The following is a 16,208-nucleotide window of genomic DNA, read 5'->3' on the forward strand; positions in this document are numbered from 1 at the left end:
CTTGATAAATCCGCTTCCTCGGACCACACTATTCCCAAACAATTTATAACCTGAATATATTAAATGGGCGACTATGAAACATTAATTTCATAAGTCTGTCAATATATGCAATACAAATTGTAATGTACATTCGGAACGTTTAGAATTATCTCTTTACTTTTATAAAAGAATCAATACCTAACTATCAAACTCTTCAATACATTCGTTTACTAAGATTAGTAAGAGTCTATTCCTGTCAATTTCATTGCTAAAAAAATCGATACCTTTAAAAAGTCCAACTGCAAGTATTATAGATACAAAATAACTAATTACCAATATTTTGGATTCCACATCAAAGAAATTTAAAAAAGTGATAAGAGTAGCAGTAATTATAGCAATCAGAATGGTTTGAAAAGAGTTCATAACTGCATTCAAACGCGGACTATTTATTTGGAGCTCTAAGAACGTCTTGTAACTCTTAAGTTTATTTAAAGAGGCCATTTCTTCTTTAACTTTCGTTTTAATTAATCTACAGTTTTCGTTGAAATCTTTAGGAGAAAAATCTTTCTTGTTTTTGAACTCTTCATACATGTTAATTGGGGGATCAGGATTCCCAATCCATTGATAGAAATTATATTTTTCTCTAGATTTCTTCTCATACCAAACAAAAAATTTATTATATAAAATATCAAGAAAAAACAAAAGAATATTTATTATTATAATGATTATGCCGACATTTATAACTAGAGTTTTTATATCCTTGTTTATGTCATGAATTTCTTTCCAATTCCATACTAGGGTTAACATTACAAATATATTCACAAATATATACAAATATCTTTTTTTATTCAAAAAAACCTCTCCTAATGAGCAATAAGTTGGCATTTAAAAATATAATTATCATAAAATTTTCGCCAATTTCGAATTCACACAATAAACATAACAACCTTTCATCCCTCTCGTCATCAACGTCTTATAAGTATTCCTCACCAACTGATCAAGCGGATCAACCTCGTACTTCCCTTTCGGCTTCGCCGGTCTGGCACCTTTATCCTTGAAGTTCTCTCGCTTTACTTCAATGGATTGGGTTTCCGGATTATAGGTTAGGTCATTGCCGATGATGACACCGACGTATTCCATTTCAAGTCCTTGGACGGTGTGGATGCAGCCTATTTGGTCGGAGCCTTCCGGATGGATGGCCCAGTCGATGCGGGCGGGATCGTTCCACGGCATAGCGAAGTCATGAACCTCGACCACGACGTCTTTCGGCAGTTCTCCATCAACTCTTTTAGTATTCCATTCCCATGCATAGCCGGCGAGCAGCCTGCCGCCTTTTTCTTTTACTACTTTTTCGTACAACTCATGCGGAGAATCAACGACTTGGAAGTCGAAGTCTCCGTCCAGCTGGATGTCCTGCTTCCGGTCGTAAAGGACGTTGTCTAGCCACTCCAGGTAATTGCCTGAACCGGCGCAGCGGAACTGTGAATCGAGTTCCACGACATGAACTGTAGAATTCTGCTTTTTGGCTTCTTCTTGCAACAGATTGAAGCGGCCGATGTCTTTATTGGAGATGACTTGCTCGTCGTCGATAAAGAAGACGCTGACTCTGCTGGAACGGATGATTTGAGTCGCCTGGTTTTCGCCCTCGATTTTACGTTTCATGTGTCCTTGGCTCTTCAGTCGATGCGCTTCGTCACAGACCAGGACGTCATAGTAATTTGCAGGTGTTTCCACATACGACGCAGAACCTTTAAAAAGGCTCCGTATTTCCACAAAGCCGCTCCGGCCGATCAGTTTCTTCCGAAGGATTTCGCGGAATGATTGGTTCGGTGTAATGTATTCGATGGTCGCTTCTTCGCCTAAAAGGAAATTCATTAAGTTCAAGCCGATAACCGATTTACCTGTTCCCGGTCCGCCTTTGATGAGGATCGTATGCTTTTGGTCCGTTTCCAGATCCATGCCGTTATAGATGGACAGCACTTTTTCGTAAGCGACCTTTTGTTCATCGAGGAGAATGAATTCCTCATTTCCTTCGAATAAGGAGTTAACGGCTTCAACCAGTTTCTTGGAAGGACGAATACGCCCTTCTTCGATTTTCCGAGCGATTTCCGTGCCTTTTCCTTCTGAGACCGCGTCATTGATTCGCTTCCGCAGCAGCAAATCATCAAATTGGAAATAGATCGGCGACTGTTCGACATAGCTTGTATAGCGTTCATTAAGCAAAGGCTCTGCCAGTTTGTTCGGGATGTAATTATGCAGATAGGCACAGGAGCTTAAGCTGATGGATGAATCTTCGTATAAGGCTTCATTGAAATTCTCGAGATAACGTTTATAGGACAGCGATTGATAGGACGGATGAACGGTTTCGCGTTCCCGACCGCCTAAGAAGGTTTTGACGATGCCGTCCCCTTCCGCCAGCTGTGATTTATTCCATTGCTTCAGTTCGACGATGACCGCATTTTGCCGGCCGGTCTTGTCTTCCCCGGTAATCAGGAAATCAATGCGCTTTTCAGTAGAAGGCAGCTTGTATTCCAACAGCACATGGGTACCTTCTTTCAAATCGGCGTCCCGCAGAATCTTGGCCATTTGCGGCAAGGAGTTGGTCCACGAACGGATTTCGCTCGGCGATACGGAATGATTCATTTTTTCCTGCACCTTTTCAAGGAGCACAGATTCGATGCGCTGTTCCAGCACATGGTTGATGAATTTTGAAGAGCTTTCGTTGTAGATGATCATGAGGATGCTCCTCTCTAAATATGGATATTCAATACAAATATATTAACATTATTTAACTGTTTTAAGTTAAATATACGAAATATTTTTACAATTTTATCACTTTTCTCTTTTAAATCTAGTTTTTGTTGATTCCAATTTTCTATGTAACCTTATTTCTCTTATGCCCGTCTACCTAACAAGAGGTGAACCACATGAAAAAAACTAGTATTGGCATCTTCCTTACATTCCTTCTCCTCTTCAGCGGCTGCTCCAACGCCGAGCCGGAGATTACAGAATCAGAGGCAGAAGCGATTGTCGAGCAACGCCATACGAATTCGTTTGGGACAGTAGAAATCATTTCGATCAGCTATGAGCGTGGCCGGTATGTGGTTGAGTGGGAAAATGAAGGGAATTGCGAATGGGGCGTTGATTACCTGGATGGGCAGAGTGGTGAGATTGAGATGGGCGAGAGGACGATTTGCTGATGGGCAATCGTGGAGTTTCGTCTTCAAGCTAAAGAAACCTCCAAGCATTCAATCTGCTTAAAGGCTTTCTCTACTATACCTAGACAAAGTGTAATCCAAAAAGTAGCATGCAATTTTTCAAGTTCTTCTCCTAAACAAAATCATGCCAACACCAATTAATAGGAAAACTACTCCGATGAAGATGAGCAGTAAAAGAAAAGCTGCCAAGGCATAGGCAAATCCTTCCCCTTGCCCAATGAGCTCACTAAACTCCGGAATTCCACCCATAACTATAAACAGCGGTGGAAGAACAATCAGCAGGATTCCAGTCACCAATAGCTTTTTTGGTTTGCTCATCCCAGTCAGTCCTCTCTTTTCAGTTTCCTTCCAGTCATGCTTATGTAATAGTTACCAGCAAAATGAAGCTTCACTGCTTGAACAGAAATTGCCGTTCATTCCTCGCACTGCTTTCTGCTGCTCTTCCATACAGAGCTTATGACTTTGATGATAAGGACTGTCAGCAGAGCGAACGGAACGAGCCAGAGGATATATTCCCAGTAGGACATATCGGTGCTTTGATAAAACGTACTACCGATCATCGCACCCATAAAGGCTAAGAGGAAACTTAAGTAGGGATCGACTTTCTTTGTAATTATCGGTTCTTTCAACCAGCTGACTATTTTTCTTTTATTCATAGATATCCCCTTTTTTGCGCTTATTTCGTGTTTCCATGGTGGGCAAAATAAATGCATACAGCAGGAATCCACCAAGGGCTTGGCCGATGACCAGATTCCATACCGGTGCACCATCCAATATATACGTCACCACAAACCCGATCACACCAAAAATTAAAGTTCCTAAAATCGTGTTTTTAACGCGTTTGGTCATTTAATCCCACTTTCGGTTAATTGTTTGAATGAGCCTCTCTTTTCACCTATACCCTTCTGTAATTGCTGGAAACTAATTGGCAATAAGCATTGAGTTTGCTTTGTGTTGCTGTTCGATTTCTTTACGGAATTTTTTCTAAAAGTAGTGCCTCCCTTTCGTCGACTTCCAAGCTATGCCATACTGAATCCAGAAACAATAAGGAGGAATTTTTCATGGCAGAGTTAAATGCAATGTTAGGGTGGACGTTTACGCAAGAAATCGATGTACCGGCGTCGGTCAATGAGTTGCTGGTTCCAGGGGAAGTAGCCCAAATCGCTTATAAGACGGTCCGCGACACAGCAGTTGTGACGAACAAGCGCATTATCATTTCCGACAAACAGGGATTGACTGGCAAGAAGGTTGAAGTCTACACGATTCCTTTCAAATCGATCATCATGTACTCATCGGAAAACGGCGGCACGTTTGATTTCAATACGGAGCTGGAACTATGGACAAGTATCGGCAAGTTTAAATTGAATTTGGCGAAGAAAGTGGATATCCGCAAACTTGATAAGGTAATTGCGGAAGCGATTCTGTAAGTTTTACTTAACAACCTTTATTACTACGAATAGCCGTTCAGTTTCAATCACAAAAACGAAATAGAAAACAAATAGACCCCTAATCAGCAATACAATTAGAGGTCTATTTTTATTGATATATAAAGGTTGGAACTCCCATACTTTTACCATATGGTAAGGTATATTGTATTAAGGAGTGGATACAATGAAAAAAGGGTGGATTTCAATCATTGGAGGATTCATTTTAGGAATAGTTATTTCCTTCTTTACACTTGAATATAACGGTTGGCAAATTATAAGACACGGTAGAGACGGGATAGCTTACCAAAAAATCAATGACATTGATATTAACCTTTTGCATAACTCTTTCGTAATTATCCTTGTATCTTGTATTGGAATTTATTTAGTTTTATATTTAGTTGAAAAACGAAGAAATAGGGTTAATTAGAAAAAACAAGATGATAGGACCCAATAAGAGTCAGTAACCTTTCCTATTGATTTAAAAATCCCTAAGATTTTTACAAAAAAGAAATCTCCTTCACCTCAGTATTTTCAATAATGTCGTTATAGAATTCCTCGCCCTTCTGTCTCTTTTGGTATCCCATACTTCTAGCACTCACTGATTTCATTGTCCCCTTTCGTAAAATTGTTATAATGGCAAAAGAGAGTTGGAAACGAGGAGGCTGCCGGAATGAGAAAAATTCACATCGGGGTGATTGCACCGTATGAGGCAATGCTGCCGCTTATCGATGAATTAAAGGAAGAGCAGTCTGATTTACTGATTGTTGCCGAAGTTGGCGATTTGGAGCGAGGCGTCGAGCTGGCGCGCAAGATGGAACAAAATGGAGCCGATATTCTGATTAGCCGCGGCGGAACCGCGAAGCTGATGAGAGAAGCGGTATCCCTGCCGGTTGTTGATATCCATATATCCGGCTATGACCTGCTGCGTTCCATTATGTTGGCGACTGGCCATTCGAACGATAAAAAAGCATTGGTCGGGTTTCCAAATATCACGCTGGGGGCTGCTTCCATTATCAGTCTGCTGGAGATTGACATGAAAGTCGTAACAATTCCTGGCGCATCGGAAGTGGAACCGATTTTGCTCGAATTGAAGAACGCGGGATATTTAACAGTCCTTGGAGACGTGGTTACCAGCAACTCAGCAGCGCGGCTCGGGATGAACGGCCTGCTGATCCAGTCGGGACAGGAATCGATACTGGAGTCGTTGGATGAGGCGCGGCAATTGTTCAAATCCCAGCAAAAGAGCCAGCAAACACTCCGGGTTTTGCGGGAATTGCTGAATGAGTCGAAACAAGATGTTCTGCTGATGACTGAAGATGGACAGATCCTATTCGAAAATTGGACTGCCTTTAAGAAACTGCCTGTTGCAGAAAAAGAACTTGCATCCACAAAACAGCAGCTGCTCGAAACAAACGAAGAAATTATAAAGATCATCGAAGACGCGAAAATCCCGTTCCGCATACATGCAAAGTTCATTGAGGACCGAGATGGCAAGATTGTTTCATTCAATTTTAAACGTCTTTCAACGGCATCGGCTAATTCGAACGCTGTTAGGATTGAACAGCTTATTCAACAGCCTTCTCTTGTTGCAGAAAGTGCGGAAATGACAGCGATAAAAAAATTGGTTGAAGAACCCGCCGTTGCCGGTGACACGCTTGTGTTGATCGGGCAAACTGGGACGGGTAAAACTTCGGTGGCGCGCTACCTCCATACCTTCCACCAAAAGAATGGTTTGTTTGTTCATGTGAAAATAGATGCGTCCCTTCCATCCTTAGATGACATCGAATTTTTACCAAATTCCACTTTGCTGCTGGAGTTCAGCAAATCACCTGACTTGAATCATGCCCATAAACTCCGAGACTTAATGGTGCATGTCGAAGAAAATAATGTGCAACTTATATACTCACTGCTGGCTTTGCACCATTCCTTTGAGGAAGAACTGGAGTTGCAGGAGGCAGTAAAAATCCAGCTCCCCTCTTTGGCTGACCGGCTGGAAGATATCGACTACCTGGTGCGCCAATTTTTGACTGAGTTTCACCAGATCCTGGGTACACGTCCAATTAAAGTCCGGGATGATGCGATGCAGCAGTTGAAGAGTTATAAGTGGCCGGGGAATCTTAATGAATTGAAAGCCTATGTTAAGAAGTTGGCGATTTTCGAAAAAGAGTACGTGATTGAAAAAGAGACCTTAGATCAAGTGCCGTTTACAACTGCATTCCAACAAGCAGACCAGTTATCTTTGGATAAAAATGATACCTTAAAAGAAATCGAGAAAAAAATTATCGAACAAGTGCTGAGCGAAGAAAATTTCAACCAAACAAAAGCAGCAAACCGATTAGGTATAAACAGAGCTACTCTTTGGCGCAAACTCAAAAACTGAGTTTGCGTTTTTATTTCACTTAAAGTGTTGCATTTTTAAACTACTTATCATCTTTTAGACAAAAACATTCTTTTAAGTGTTGCATTTTATTTAAAAAGTTTTATAGTAAATAATGAAAGCGTTTACTGATATCAGATTTTTGCAACTACTATAAAATAGAAAAGAGGGGTCAGAATGAAAATTAAAGCTACATTAGATCGTATCCCAGGAGGTATGATGGTTGTTCCTTTATTATTAGCAGCTGTTATTAACACGGTTGCACCAGACTTATTGCGGATTGGCGGATTTACAGAGGCACTTTTTGTTGACAGTGCCAGTGCCTTGATTGCTTTATTCCTCCTCTGCACCGGAGCACAGATCAATGTTCGCAATGTCGGTGTTTCTCTCGCTAAAGGCGCTACTTTGCTGACAACCAAATGGATTGTTGGGGCTTTGTTCGGCTTGATTGCTTATATGTTCGCTGGAGATAATGGATTGTGGCTTGGACTTGCACCGATTGCGATTATCGCTGCGATGACGAACAGCAACGGCGGACTTTTTGTTGCACTTGTTGGACAGTACGGCAATAAAGAAGACCGTGCTGCCTACTCCTTATTGGCATTAAATGATGGACCGTTTTTAACCATGGTGGCATTGGCAATATTCGGAGCCATGGGCTTTGTTGATGGCCTCTTCTCGCCTATTTCGTTTATCGCCGTCTTGCTGCCGATTGTCATCGGGATGATTCTCGGGAATTTGGATGAAGATATGCGCTCGTTCCTGGATAACGGCAGTTCGATGCTGATTCCATTCTTCGCCTTCGCACTTGGCATGGGCATTGATTTTAATGCCATTATCCAGGGTGGACTTGGCGGAATCGTACTTGGCCTGATGACCGTGTTCATTACAGGTACCGCTGGATACTTCATCTTTAAAGCTTTAAAATGGAATCCGATTGTTGGTGCAGCCGAAGGTTCAACAGCCGGCAATGCCGTCGCTACACCAGCTGCGATTGCAGCCGCAAGCGCCAGCTTTGCTTCCGTAGTCGATATTGCAACAGTGCAGGTAGCTGCTTCCACTGTGACAACCGCGATTTTATTGCCATTGTATATCGGCTTCCTGGTGAAGCGTCTCGAACGTAAAGGATTCATCTTCGAAAATGGAGAAATGCTGAAAAAACAAGCTTAGAGGAGTGACAGGTATTGGGAACTCAAATTGGCATCATTGCCGATGATTTTACAGGAGCAAATGATTCCGGAGTCAGACTGGCTCAAAAAGGCTTGAAATCCCGCGTGATTTTAACGGATTCACCTGAACAGACAGACCCGAACAATCAGGCTATCGATGTCTGGATCGTTGATACCAACAGCCGGTCGATGAACGGCGAAGAGGCCTACCAGGCTGTTTTCAAAGAAATTGAAGGCCTGAAAAAAAGAGGCGTCACTGCCTTTTACAAAAAAATCGATTCCACTTTGCGCGGCAGTGTGGCAGCCGAACTAAAAGCAATGCAGGATGCAACGGCTTTGGACGTTATTTTTGTAGCACCTGCCTTTCCGAGCATGGGCCGGACCGTTGAAGGCGGAAAGCTTTACATCAACGGGCAGCTTGTTACGGAAACAGAATTTGCCCATGATCCTAAAACACCGGTTCTGCACGATTTCCTCCCGGATTTATTGGCAATGGAAGGCGTTGGAATTGCGGTTCTGGACCGCGAAATTCTTTACGGTGAGTCTCCAGAAAAATGGGTAGAAGAACAACTACAGGCTGGTGTCACCTGGATCGTCTGTGATGTCACCGAAGAAGCGGACTTTCCACTGCTTGCCGCTCTTGAAGCAAAATTAGACTTCAGCATCGGCTGGGCGGGATCGGCTGGCATGATCAATCATTTGTACGCGCCGATGCAACACATAGACCCGAAAGGATCTTTTGATGGTCCGATTGGCAAAGTCCTGGTCGTCTCCGGCAGTTTGTCCGGGAAAACGCAGGATCAACTAGCTGCTTTGGAAAAACGGTCCGCAACGCGAATGATTGAAATCGACCCGTTGGAATTATTGACTGCTCCAGCACGCGCATTAAAAAGAGTCGACGATCTCGGACAGCCCGCAGATTGGGACAGCGCAGCCCTTTATGTAGACGGTTCACAGGAAAATCGTGATAAAGTCAGTGCATGGGCTTCCGCCAATGAGTTGACGGCTCATCAGACCAGTAAAGGCATATCGGAAGGATTAGGGCATCTTGTAGAAAAGGCGCTCGCGGTCTCAGACTTCGATGCCATCATTATGACCGGCGGCGATACGGCAAAAGATATTTGCGCTGTGCTTGGCATTCACGACATGGAGCTGCTGTTTGAAGTCGAAGCCGGCCTCCCGCTCGGTGTCGCCAAATGGAATAAAAAAGACATTGTCATCATCACCAAAGCTGGCGGATTTGGAACAACTGAATCCATCAGCCATTCAGTAGATTATTTGAAGGGAGCAGGATTACATGCAAACGACTAGACCAATTATCGGAATCACCATGGGTGACGCAGCTGGGGTCGGACCCGAAATCATCCTAAAAAGCTTTGAACACGACGTAGTTCATGAAACCAGCCGCTCGTTTGTCATTGGAGATGCTTCGATTTTAGAACGCGCTAAGAAATTTACAAACAGTACAAAAACGATTCATCGCATTGAAAATCCTTCCGAGGCGAAGTTTGAGAAAGACGTCATTGATATTTTGGACTTAGACTTGCTAACGGACGACCTGCCAATCGGCGAAGTATCGCCGGAAGCTGGAAACGCGGCATTTCAATATTTAGCGAAAGCGATCAAATTAGCGAACGAAGGCGAAATCGATGCCATCTGCACCGCTCCGTTGAATAAAGAAGCCTTGCAAAAAGGCGGCCATATGTATCCGGGCCATACAGAAATTTTGGCTGAACTGACGGGCACCAAAGATTATTCCATGATGCTGTCTGCACCTAACTTGAAAGTCATTCACGTCACGACGCATGTAGGAATCGTTGATGCCATCCAGATGATCACTCCGGAACGCGTCCTGCACGTCATCCACCTTGCTCACAGCACATTGACGAAAGCAGGCATTCCAAACCCTAAAATTGCCGTCTGCGGGATCAACCCGCATGCCGGCGAAAACGGCTTGTTCGGATACGGCGAAGAAGAAGAAAAAGTAATTCCGGCTGTTGAAAAAGCTATCGCAGAAGGAATCGATGTGCAAGGACCTCTTCCAGCCGATACCCTGTTCTTCAGAACCGTTCGGGGAGATTTCGATATTGTGGTCGCCATGTACCATGACCAAGGCCATGCGCCAGTCAAAGTGCTTGGGCTCGAAGCCGGCGTCAACATCACTGTTGGCCTGCCGATCATCCGTACCAGCGTTGACCACGGCACAGCCTTCGACATTGCCGGCACCGGCATTGCCGATGAAAACAGTTTAGTCGAAGCGTTGCGTCAAGCTGTGGAACTGGCTCCGAAGAGATAACTGTTATGAGGTTGAGATTAGCTAGCTGTATTCCATCTAAGTAAATTAAGGAAAAGCTATCTATAAAAAGAGTCAGGACCCTGTAAATCGGTCCTGACTCTTTTAGTTTGGATTTTTATTATGAGGCTAACAGGTTTATCTTATTCACAATATCTCACCCATCTGCGATTTTTTCATCTGTTAGATAGCTGAATACAATTCCACCCATTCACCTCACACTGCCCTTCCTCATTTCGACCTGTTGCTACAATGGTTCCATCTGCTCTCAATCCAATCGTATGAGCACAGCCTGCCGCTAAGGTTATGATATCGGACCAGCCGCCCACTTCGCATTGCCCTTCTGTATTACGACCGGTAGCGACTACACTGCCATCCGCTTGGAGGCCAACAGTATGATTGCTGCCAGCCGCGATCTCGACAATACCCCTCCAGCTTTCTACATCACACTGCCCGTCTTTATTCAACCCAGCAGCCACAACTGTACCATCCGATTCGAGTCCAACACTGTGAAGATACCCGGCTCCTGTTTCAACGATGTCTCGCCAGTCGTTCATTTTGCATTGGCCGTAGCGGTTGTTTCCAGTAGCGACCACTGTACCATCGCTTTGGAGACCAAGTGTATGCCAATCGCCTGCTGAAATCGAGACGATGTCTCGCCAACTGCTGACATTGCATTGGCATTCGTTGTTCCGACCAACTGCGACTGCGGTGCCGTCAGCTTTCAATCCAACCGTCCGGCGCCATCCTGCCGTTATCGTAGCAATGTCTCGCCAGTCGTTTACCTCGCATTGATTGTATTTATTCCAGCCAATAGCGAGTGCCTTCCCGTCACTTTGAAGGCCAACCGTATGAGAACTTCCGGTATGAGCATTTCCCGCTGCTACTGCTACGATGTCTCGCCAATCGCTGACATCACATTGGCCATATTTATTGTCCCCCACAGCTAGAACTCGGCCAGTTGATTGGAGTCCGACGGTATGGCGGTAGCCGGCTGCTATGGTCTTTTTCGGCCATCGTTTGATCTCTAAAGCCATATTCGACCTCCTTAAAACAAGCTCACTTAGGAAAGATTTTTTACGGCTGATCTTCAATCAGTTCAATCAACCGGATCACTTCCTCATCCACCCCCGGCTCAATCTCTACCAGTTCCGTCCCTTCAATAATCTCGTTGTAGAAATCTTCCCCTGTCGGATATTCGCCGTCCCAGCGCAGCGGCACATTGTACACATTGACCGTGCCGTCGCCATTGCTGCTGTAGGTCACGGAACCATCCGCTAAGCGCGATCCTGCCAGCTGAATGACGTCTTCTGGATACGCGGCGCTTGTGTCATCGTCCGGATTGAGCGGCGTGCCTTCCGGAATTTGCTGAACGTACAAGCCGTCTATCTCCTGGTTCGGCCCGAGCTGCCGCCACACTCTGGCGTATTCAATTTGCTCGCTGGAATACTGGGATAAGGCATCTTTCCCTGAATCGGAAGCGGCTTCATCTGTTATCGCTTCATCTTCCGCTCCTTCTTTTCCACCTTCTTCTAACGGCATTTCCTCCGTTTCTTCATTGCCTCTTGAAGGATCCATGATTGGCGCATCTTCTTCACCGCAGCCAGCCAATAGCAACAACGCAGCACTTACGTAAAAGGTCTTCACGATGCTCTTCATCCTTCCCACTTCTCCTTTCCTTTATTCCGAAACAATTTATTAGCTGTACTTTCTCTAAGCCTTAAGTTTTTTCCTGCTTGAAAACTACCTCTTATTAAATAAAAAAAGCGTGGACAGCTTGATTCTGTCCACGCCTTTACTCAGTTCTTATCCTCAGTTTCTTTCACCAGGTTGTACCAACTCACGCCGCCGTGTTGTGATTCCGACAGGCCGTGATCGACAAAGCCCAGTTTTTCATAGAAAGAGACCAATTCTTCTTTGCAGGTTAAGGTGATGCCTTGTCTTTTATTTTCTGCTGCAAGCTCTTCTATTTTTCCAATCAAGATCCGTGCAATGCCTTGCTTTCTCGCATTTTTAGAGACGGCTACTCCCAATATACTTTGGTATCCACCTGTTTTCGGGTTCTTTTCAATTGCCTCAAAAAGATCGTCGGTTATGTAAGGCTGGTTGATGATCGGACCATTGATGTACCCCAGTATCTCCCCGTCTTTTTCTGCAACGATAAAGGTATCGGCTATCGTGTAGATCCGCTCGATCATCGCTTCTTTTGTGGCGGCTTCTTCTTTTGAAAAGCCTTCATCTTCGATTGCTAAAAGCTGTTCTAAATCACCGGCTTGAACATTTCTTAATGAAATCATCCCTTGTACATCCCCTTCCGTGACCTCATTCATTTCACATTACATTATTTTGTACCGATTATACTGTGAGCTTATAATTCTTTCAATGCAAGTTCGCTGAAAGAGAAAAAGCCCAGTTCTCAAAAAGAACTAAGCTGTAGACAAAATCTAGACTTGTTGAATAAAGATGGATAAAGCCAACCGGACCGACCACTTCGCTTTCCGTAGGCTTTTCTTCTTCCTCGTGATCACTGGACAACCCACGCTACGGCATCGCTGCTAGCTTCGTCGCAAAAGAGTGTTTGTAGCCGATCCGTTTGGGCATCTCGCCTTGAAACAGGAAATAATTTCAAGACATTGTTGCTCCTAAAGAAATCGATGGATTAAGACGATTCGTAATTCAGCTTTTCCAGGATCCGGAGCGCAAGGCGGCGACTCCTGCGGGAGCAGCGTTAGCGACATAAAAGTAATCCACTCGGGCGCCAGTCCGAGTTAGTTCGGCGCGAGTCCGCGGAAAGCGTCCGTCCTGGAGCGAAGGCTCCGGCACCTAGCCTATGATCCCTGTATCTTTATTCCCTTAAAGAAACTTGTTTGATATAGTCTTCCAACGCCTCAGCTTCCAAAGGTTTGCTGTAATAATACCCTTGAATGTTAAAGCAGCTTCTGGCCATGAGGAAATCCAGTTGCTCTTCTGTCTCGACGCCTTCAGCAATGATATCCAGATCCAGATTTTGAGCAAGTGTGATGATGGTGCTTGTGATGGCGGCATTGTCTTTGTCAGTCAGAATATCCAGCATGAACGATCGATCGATTTTCAAGGTATCGATCGGGAAATTCTTCAAGTAACCCAAAGATGAATAACCTGTGCCGAAATCGTCTAGGGCGATCTTAACACCCAGCGTTTTGATCTCTCTCATTTTTTCCAAGGTCACATACGTATTTTTGAAAATCTGATTTTCGGTCAACTCGATGTGCAGGAATTCCGGAGCTAAACCGGTCTCTGCCAGAACCCCTTCAATCATGGAAAGCAGATCATCTTCTTGAAATTGCCGGCCGGACAAATTTACCGAAACCGTCATCCCTGCAAATCCTTGAGCATGCCAACTTTTTAATTGTTTACAGGCATTAAAAAGCACCCACTTTCCAATCGGCACAATCAATCCTGTCTCCTCCGCAGTCGGAATAAAGTCGATTGGAGAGACCATTCCTTTTGTGGGATGGCTCCATCTAATCAATGCTTCTGCGCCAATAATGCGATTGGTTCTGCTGTCGATTTGAGGCTGGTAATGAATTCTGAGTTCATCATTCTCCAACGCTTTATACAAGGCATTTTCCAAAAAAATATTCTCCAGGCTCCTGTCGCTCATTTCACTGCTGAAGAAATGGTGGTACGTGCCGGATTTTTCTTTCGATTTGTACATGGCTGCGTCTGCGTTTTTGATCAACACTTCAGCTGTGGCGCCGTCTTCCGGAAATAGACTGATTCCAATACTGGTTTTGATATGAATTTCATTTTCATTCAGCAAAAATGGTTCGGCAAACGAATCCACCAGTTGATCAACGAGAGTTAATACTTCGTGATCGTTGTCGAATCCAGGCAAGATAACGGTGAATTCATCACCGCCCTGGCGCGACACAAATGCTCTTTTTGGGATATTGCGGCTTAACCGATTGGAAACATCCTTCAACAAAACATCTCCGTAACTATGGCCCAGACTGTCATTGACGATTTTAAAGCGATCCAAATCCAAGTACAGCACTGCCACTTTTCGACCTGAAATCTTCGCCTGTTCGATTTCCTGGTTCAAGAAGTCATTGAGCATGAGCCGGTTCGGCAAATCCGTCAGGTGATCATAATAGGCGAGGTGACTGATTTCTTTTTCCAGTTGTTTTCTCTTCGTAATGTCTCGGAACGTGACCACCTTTCCAATGATCTTCCCATTCTCTTTTATCGAGGAAACTACATATTCAACTGAGAAATCAATGCCATCTTTTTTCCGGAATTTTGGATCTTCCTTCAACTGGAAGGATGTTTCCGTCAACTCTTCGTCTTTATTCATGAGTATTTTATAGGACTGTCCGATCAATTCGTTTTTCCTGTAACCTAAGATGAAATCTGCAGCCCGGTTGCAAAACGTAATCTTTCCGTCCAAATCCAAACCGAAAATGCCTTCTTCCACTGAGTTCAAAATCAGCTCTTTTTCCCGCCCCATATTCTCGAGCTTTGTGACCACTTTCTTTAATTCATTGTTCTTCAGGAGAATTTCGGAAGTTCTATCCTCTATCAGGACTTCCTGTTTCTCCATGTACAGCAAGTTCGAAAGTGTCGAAGCTGTAGCTTCGGCAATGGACTGGGCCAACGCTATGTCTGATGTATGAAAGGTCTGTTCGTTTTTGTTGAAACTGACAAGAACCAAGGCTCCCAGAACCTCTCCCATCGATACAAAAGGAAGCATCAGCATTTCTTCAAATCCGAATGCTTTACAGACTTCCTGGTTCACTCGTGCATCTTTTGTGACATCGGCAATATGAACTGACTTTTTAGAGCGGATCACTGCATCAAAGACGAGATCGTTTGAAGGGTCAAATTGCAAATCGTTGTGTTTTTTCAGCCATTCGTCTTCTTCCCATTCGCTTTTAGCGCTTAAATTGGAGGGCTTGATTTTTGCACCTGCGATCGGATCCAATAAATGGACGCCGATATTGTCATTTTTAAGAACCCTTCCGATGTAATGGAAGCATTTCTCCATAACCTCGGACATGGAAGAACTCATTGACAAATCCCGCGTCAGATCCAATAGCAATTGCTTTTCCGACAAGAGGTTTTCTTTTCGTTTCAGGTTCTTAACGTTCCGGATCGCGACGCCCGCCATGTTGACATAAGCTTCTACCGTCTGTATTTCATCTGCCGTCAGATCCATTGGAATCCCGTAGTCAAAAAGGAAAACAAGACCGAACAATTCCCCTTCGTACGATATCGGAAGAGCCAGCAGCGACTTGATGCCAAACCCCGCTACTGCTCTTGGGTCAGGGCGATTGTCTTTTGCCGTATCCGGGATATAGATGGTCTTCTGGGTTTCAATGACTTCTTTCGCCAATAAATCAAATTCCGTATCCACCATATGCATATCGAGTGTCATGCCATTGATGACTTCCGGTTTGCCTACATATCCACGGAAATTCCCGTCCTCTTGCGGCAAGTAAATACCGACAGAATCGCATCGTACCACTTCTTCAGATATGGCAGTAATGACGTGTTCCAACAATGGGCGCAATTCAAACTTCGTATTGATCAATTTCGTTATATGGGCCAACCGGGTATACCTGGTTTGTTCTTTCTCCATAAACCGAGCCTCCATTCTTTATCTTACCGATACGCAGATTACAAAATCAGGAAATTTTATCCGACTTCCTCAAAAGAATATCCAAGCGTTCATATTTCAGGAAAATTACTATTCATCATCACATT

At 44.1% G+C, this 16,208-nt stretch carries 15 protein-coding genes; 7 read left to right on the plus strand and 8 right to left on the minus strand.

Annotated features, from left to right (window positions below; genetic code table 11):
• Positions 1-177 precede the first annotated feature (177 nt).
• Entirely contained in the window at positions 178-831 is a 654-nt protein-coding gene (locus FQV26_RS13515; protein WP_146558067.1) for a hypothetical protein, read from the minus strand.
• Positions 832-879: 48 nt separating this feature from the next.
• On the minus strand, positions 880-2,715 hold the full coding sequence (locus tag FQV26_RS13520; protein WP_146558068.1) for a DUF2075 domain-containing protein: 1,836 nt from the start codon (positions 2,713-2,715) through the stop codon (positions 880-882).
• Between the two features lie 191 nt (positions 2,716-2,906).
• Here FQV26_RS13520 and FQV26_RS13525 point away from each other — a divergent pair, with 191 nt between their 5' ends.
• Positions 2,907-3,179, plus strand: coding sequence for a hypothetical protein (locus FQV26_RS13525; RefSeq protein WP_146558069.1), 273 nt, complete (start codon positions 2,907-2,909; stop codon positions 3,177-3,179).
• Positions 3,180-3,296: 117 nt separating this feature from the next.
• Here the strand turns inward: FQV26_RS13525 and FQV26_RS13530 are convergent, their stop codons facing one another.
• Entirely contained in the window at positions 3,297-3,515 is a 219-nt protein-coding gene (locus FQV26_RS13530) for a hypothetical protein (RefSeq protein WP_146558070.1), read from the minus strand.
• A gap of 330 nt (positions 3,516-3,845) precedes the next feature.
• Positions 3,846-4,046 (minus strand): hypothetical protein, encoded by a 201-nt coding sequence (locus FQV26_RS13535; protein ID WP_146558071.1) that lies wholly within the window; start codon positions 4,044-4,046, stop codon positions 3,846-3,848.
• Positions 4,047-4,258: 212 nt separating this feature from the next.
• Here FQV26_RS13535 and FQV26_RS13540 point away from each other — a divergent pair, with 212 nt between their 5' ends.
• The 6 genes from FQV26_RS13540 (at position 4,259) to pdxA (ending at position 10,466) form a co-directional block, all read left to right on the plus strand.
• The gene (locus FQV26_RS13540) at positions 4,259-4,624 is read left to right on the plus strand and encodes a PH domain-containing protein (RefSeq protein WP_146558072.1); all 366 of its coding nucleotides are present in this window, start codon (positions 4,259-4,261) and stop codon (positions 4,622-4,624) included.
• A 184-nt stretch (positions 4,625-4,808) separates the two neighbouring features.
• Positions 4,809-5,051, plus strand: a complete 243-nt coding sequence (locus tag FQV26_RS13545) for a hypothetical protein (RefSeq protein WP_146558073.1) — start codon at positions 4,809-4,811, stop codon at positions 5,049-5,051.
• A 243-nt stretch (positions 5,052-5,294) separates the two neighbouring features.
• The gene (locus FQV26_RS13550; protein WP_146558074.1) at positions 5,295-7,004 is read left to right on the plus strand and encodes a sigma-54-dependent Fis family transcriptional regulator; all 1,710 of its coding nucleotides are present in this window, start codon (positions 5,295-5,297) and stop codon (positions 7,002-7,004) included.
• A gap of 174 nt (positions 7,005-7,178) precedes the next feature.
• Complete coding sequence (locus FQV26_RS13555; RefSeq protein ID WP_146558075.1) at positions 7,179-8,171, plus strand: 2-keto-3-deoxygluconate permease; 993 nt, start codon at positions 7,179-7,181, stop codon at positions 8,169-8,171.
• A 14-nt stretch (positions 8,172-8,185) separates the two neighbouring features.
• Positions 8,186-9,481, plus strand: a complete 1,296-nt coding sequence (locus tag FQV26_RS13560; RefSeq protein WP_146558076.1) for a four-carbon acid sugar kinase family protein — start codon at positions 8,186-8,188, stop codon at positions 9,479-9,481.
• Positions 9,468-10,466 carry a 4-hydroxythreonine-4-phosphate dehydrogenase PdxA gene (gene pdxA / locus FQV26_RS13565; protein WP_146558077.1) on the plus strand — a complete coding sequence of 333 codons (999 nt, stop codon included), beginning with the start codon at positions 9,468-9,470 and terminating at the stop codon, positions 10,464-10,466. Before FQV26_RS13560 ends, pdxA begins: the two co-directional genes overlap by 14 nt.
• A gap of 173 nt (positions 10,467-10,639) precedes the next feature.
• On the opposite strand, the gene FQV26_RS13570 is transcribed toward pdxA, so the two are convergent.
• The 4 genes from FQV26_RS13570 to FQV26_RS13585 all read right to left on the minus strand — a co-directional run bounded on the left by FQV26_RS13570 (position 10,640) and on the right by FQV26_RS13585 (position 16,083).
• Positions 10,640-11,500, minus strand: coding sequence for an RCC1 domain-containing protein (locus FQV26_RS13570; protein ID WP_146558078.1), 861 nt, complete (start codon positions 11,498-11,500; stop codon positions 10,640-10,642).
• Between the two features lie 40 nt (positions 11,501-11,540).
• The gene (locus tag FQV26_RS13575; RefSeq protein ID WP_146558079.1) at positions 11,541-12,122 is read right to left on the minus strand and encodes a hypothetical protein; all 582 of its coding nucleotides are present in this window, start codon (positions 12,120-12,122) and stop codon (positions 11,541-11,543) included.
• Between the two features lie 140 nt (positions 12,123-12,262).
• Positions 12,263-12,760 (minus strand): GNAT family N-acetyltransferase, encoded by a 498-nt coding sequence (locus FQV26_RS13580; protein ID WP_146558080.1) that lies wholly within the window; start codon positions 12,758-12,760, stop codon positions 12,263-12,265.
• A gap of 548 nt (positions 12,761-13,308) precedes the next feature.
• On the minus strand, positions 13,309-16,083 hold the full coding sequence (locus tag FQV26_RS13585) for a bifunctional diguanylate cyclase/phosphodiesterase (RefSeq protein ID WP_146558081.1): 2,775 nt from the start codon (positions 16,081-16,083) through the stop codon (positions 13,309-13,311).
• Between the last annotated feature and the right edge of the window lie 125 nt (positions 16,084-16,208).

The organism is Planococcus sp. CPCC 101016, assembly GCF_007859295.1.
GTDB lineage: Bacteria > Bacillota > Bacilli > Bacillales_A > Planococcaceae > Planococcus.

Excerpts from the sequence above, each read along its gene's own strand:
- FQV26_RS13520 (WP_146558068.1), bottom strand. The coding sequence starts at position 2,715 with ATGATCATCTACAACGAAAGCTCTTCAAAATTCATCAACCATGTGCTG.
- FQV26_RS13525 (WP_146558069.1), top strand. The coding sequence starts at position 2,907 with ATGAAAAAAACTAGTATTGGCATCTTCCTTACATTCCTTCTCCTCTTC.
- FQV26_RS13530 (WP_146558070.1), bottom strand. The coding sequence starts at position 3,515 with ATGAGCAAACCAAAAAAGCTATTGGTGACTGGAATCCTGCTGATTGTT.
- FQV26_RS13535 (WP_146558071.1), bottom strand. The coding sequence starts at position 4,046 with ATGACCAAACGCGTTAAAAACACGATTTTAGGAACTTTAATTTTTGGT.
- FQV26_RS13540 (WP_146558072.1), top strand. The coding sequence starts at position 4,259 with ATGGCAGAGTTAAATGCAATGTTAGGGTGGACGTTTACGCAAGAAATC.
- FQV26_RS13545 (WP_146558073.1), top strand. The coding sequence starts at position 4,809 with ATGAAAAAAGGGTGGATTTCAATCATTGGAGGATTCATTTTAGGAATA.
- FQV26_RS13550 (WP_146558074.1), top strand. The coding sequence starts at position 5,295 with ATGAGAAAAATTCACATCGGGGTGATTGCACCGTATGAGGCAATGCTG.
- FQV26_RS13555 (WP_146558075.1), top strand. The coding sequence starts at position 7,179 with ATGAAAATTAAAGCTACATTAGATCGTATCCCAGGAGGTATGATGGTT.
- pdxA (WP_146558077.1), top strand. The coding sequence starts at position 9,468 with ATGCAAACGACTAGACCAATTATCGGAATCACCATGGGTGACGCAGCT.
- FQV26_RS13570 (WP_146558078.1), bottom strand. The coding sequence starts at position 11,500 with ATGGCTTTAGAGATCAAACGATGGCCGAAAAAGACCATAGCAGCCGGC.
- FQV26_RS13575 (WP_146558079.1), bottom strand. The coding sequence starts at position 12,122 with ATGAAGAGCATCGTGAAGACCTTTTACGTAAGTGCTGCGTTGTTGCTA.
- FQV26_RS13580 (WP_146558080.1), bottom strand. The coding sequence starts at position 12,760 with ATGATTTCATTAAGAAATGTTCAAGCCGGTGATTTAGAACAGCTTTTA.
- FQV26_RS13585 (WP_146558081.1), bottom strand. The coding sequence starts at position 16,083 with ATGGAGAAAGAACAAACCAGGTATACCCGGTTGGCCCATATAACGAAA.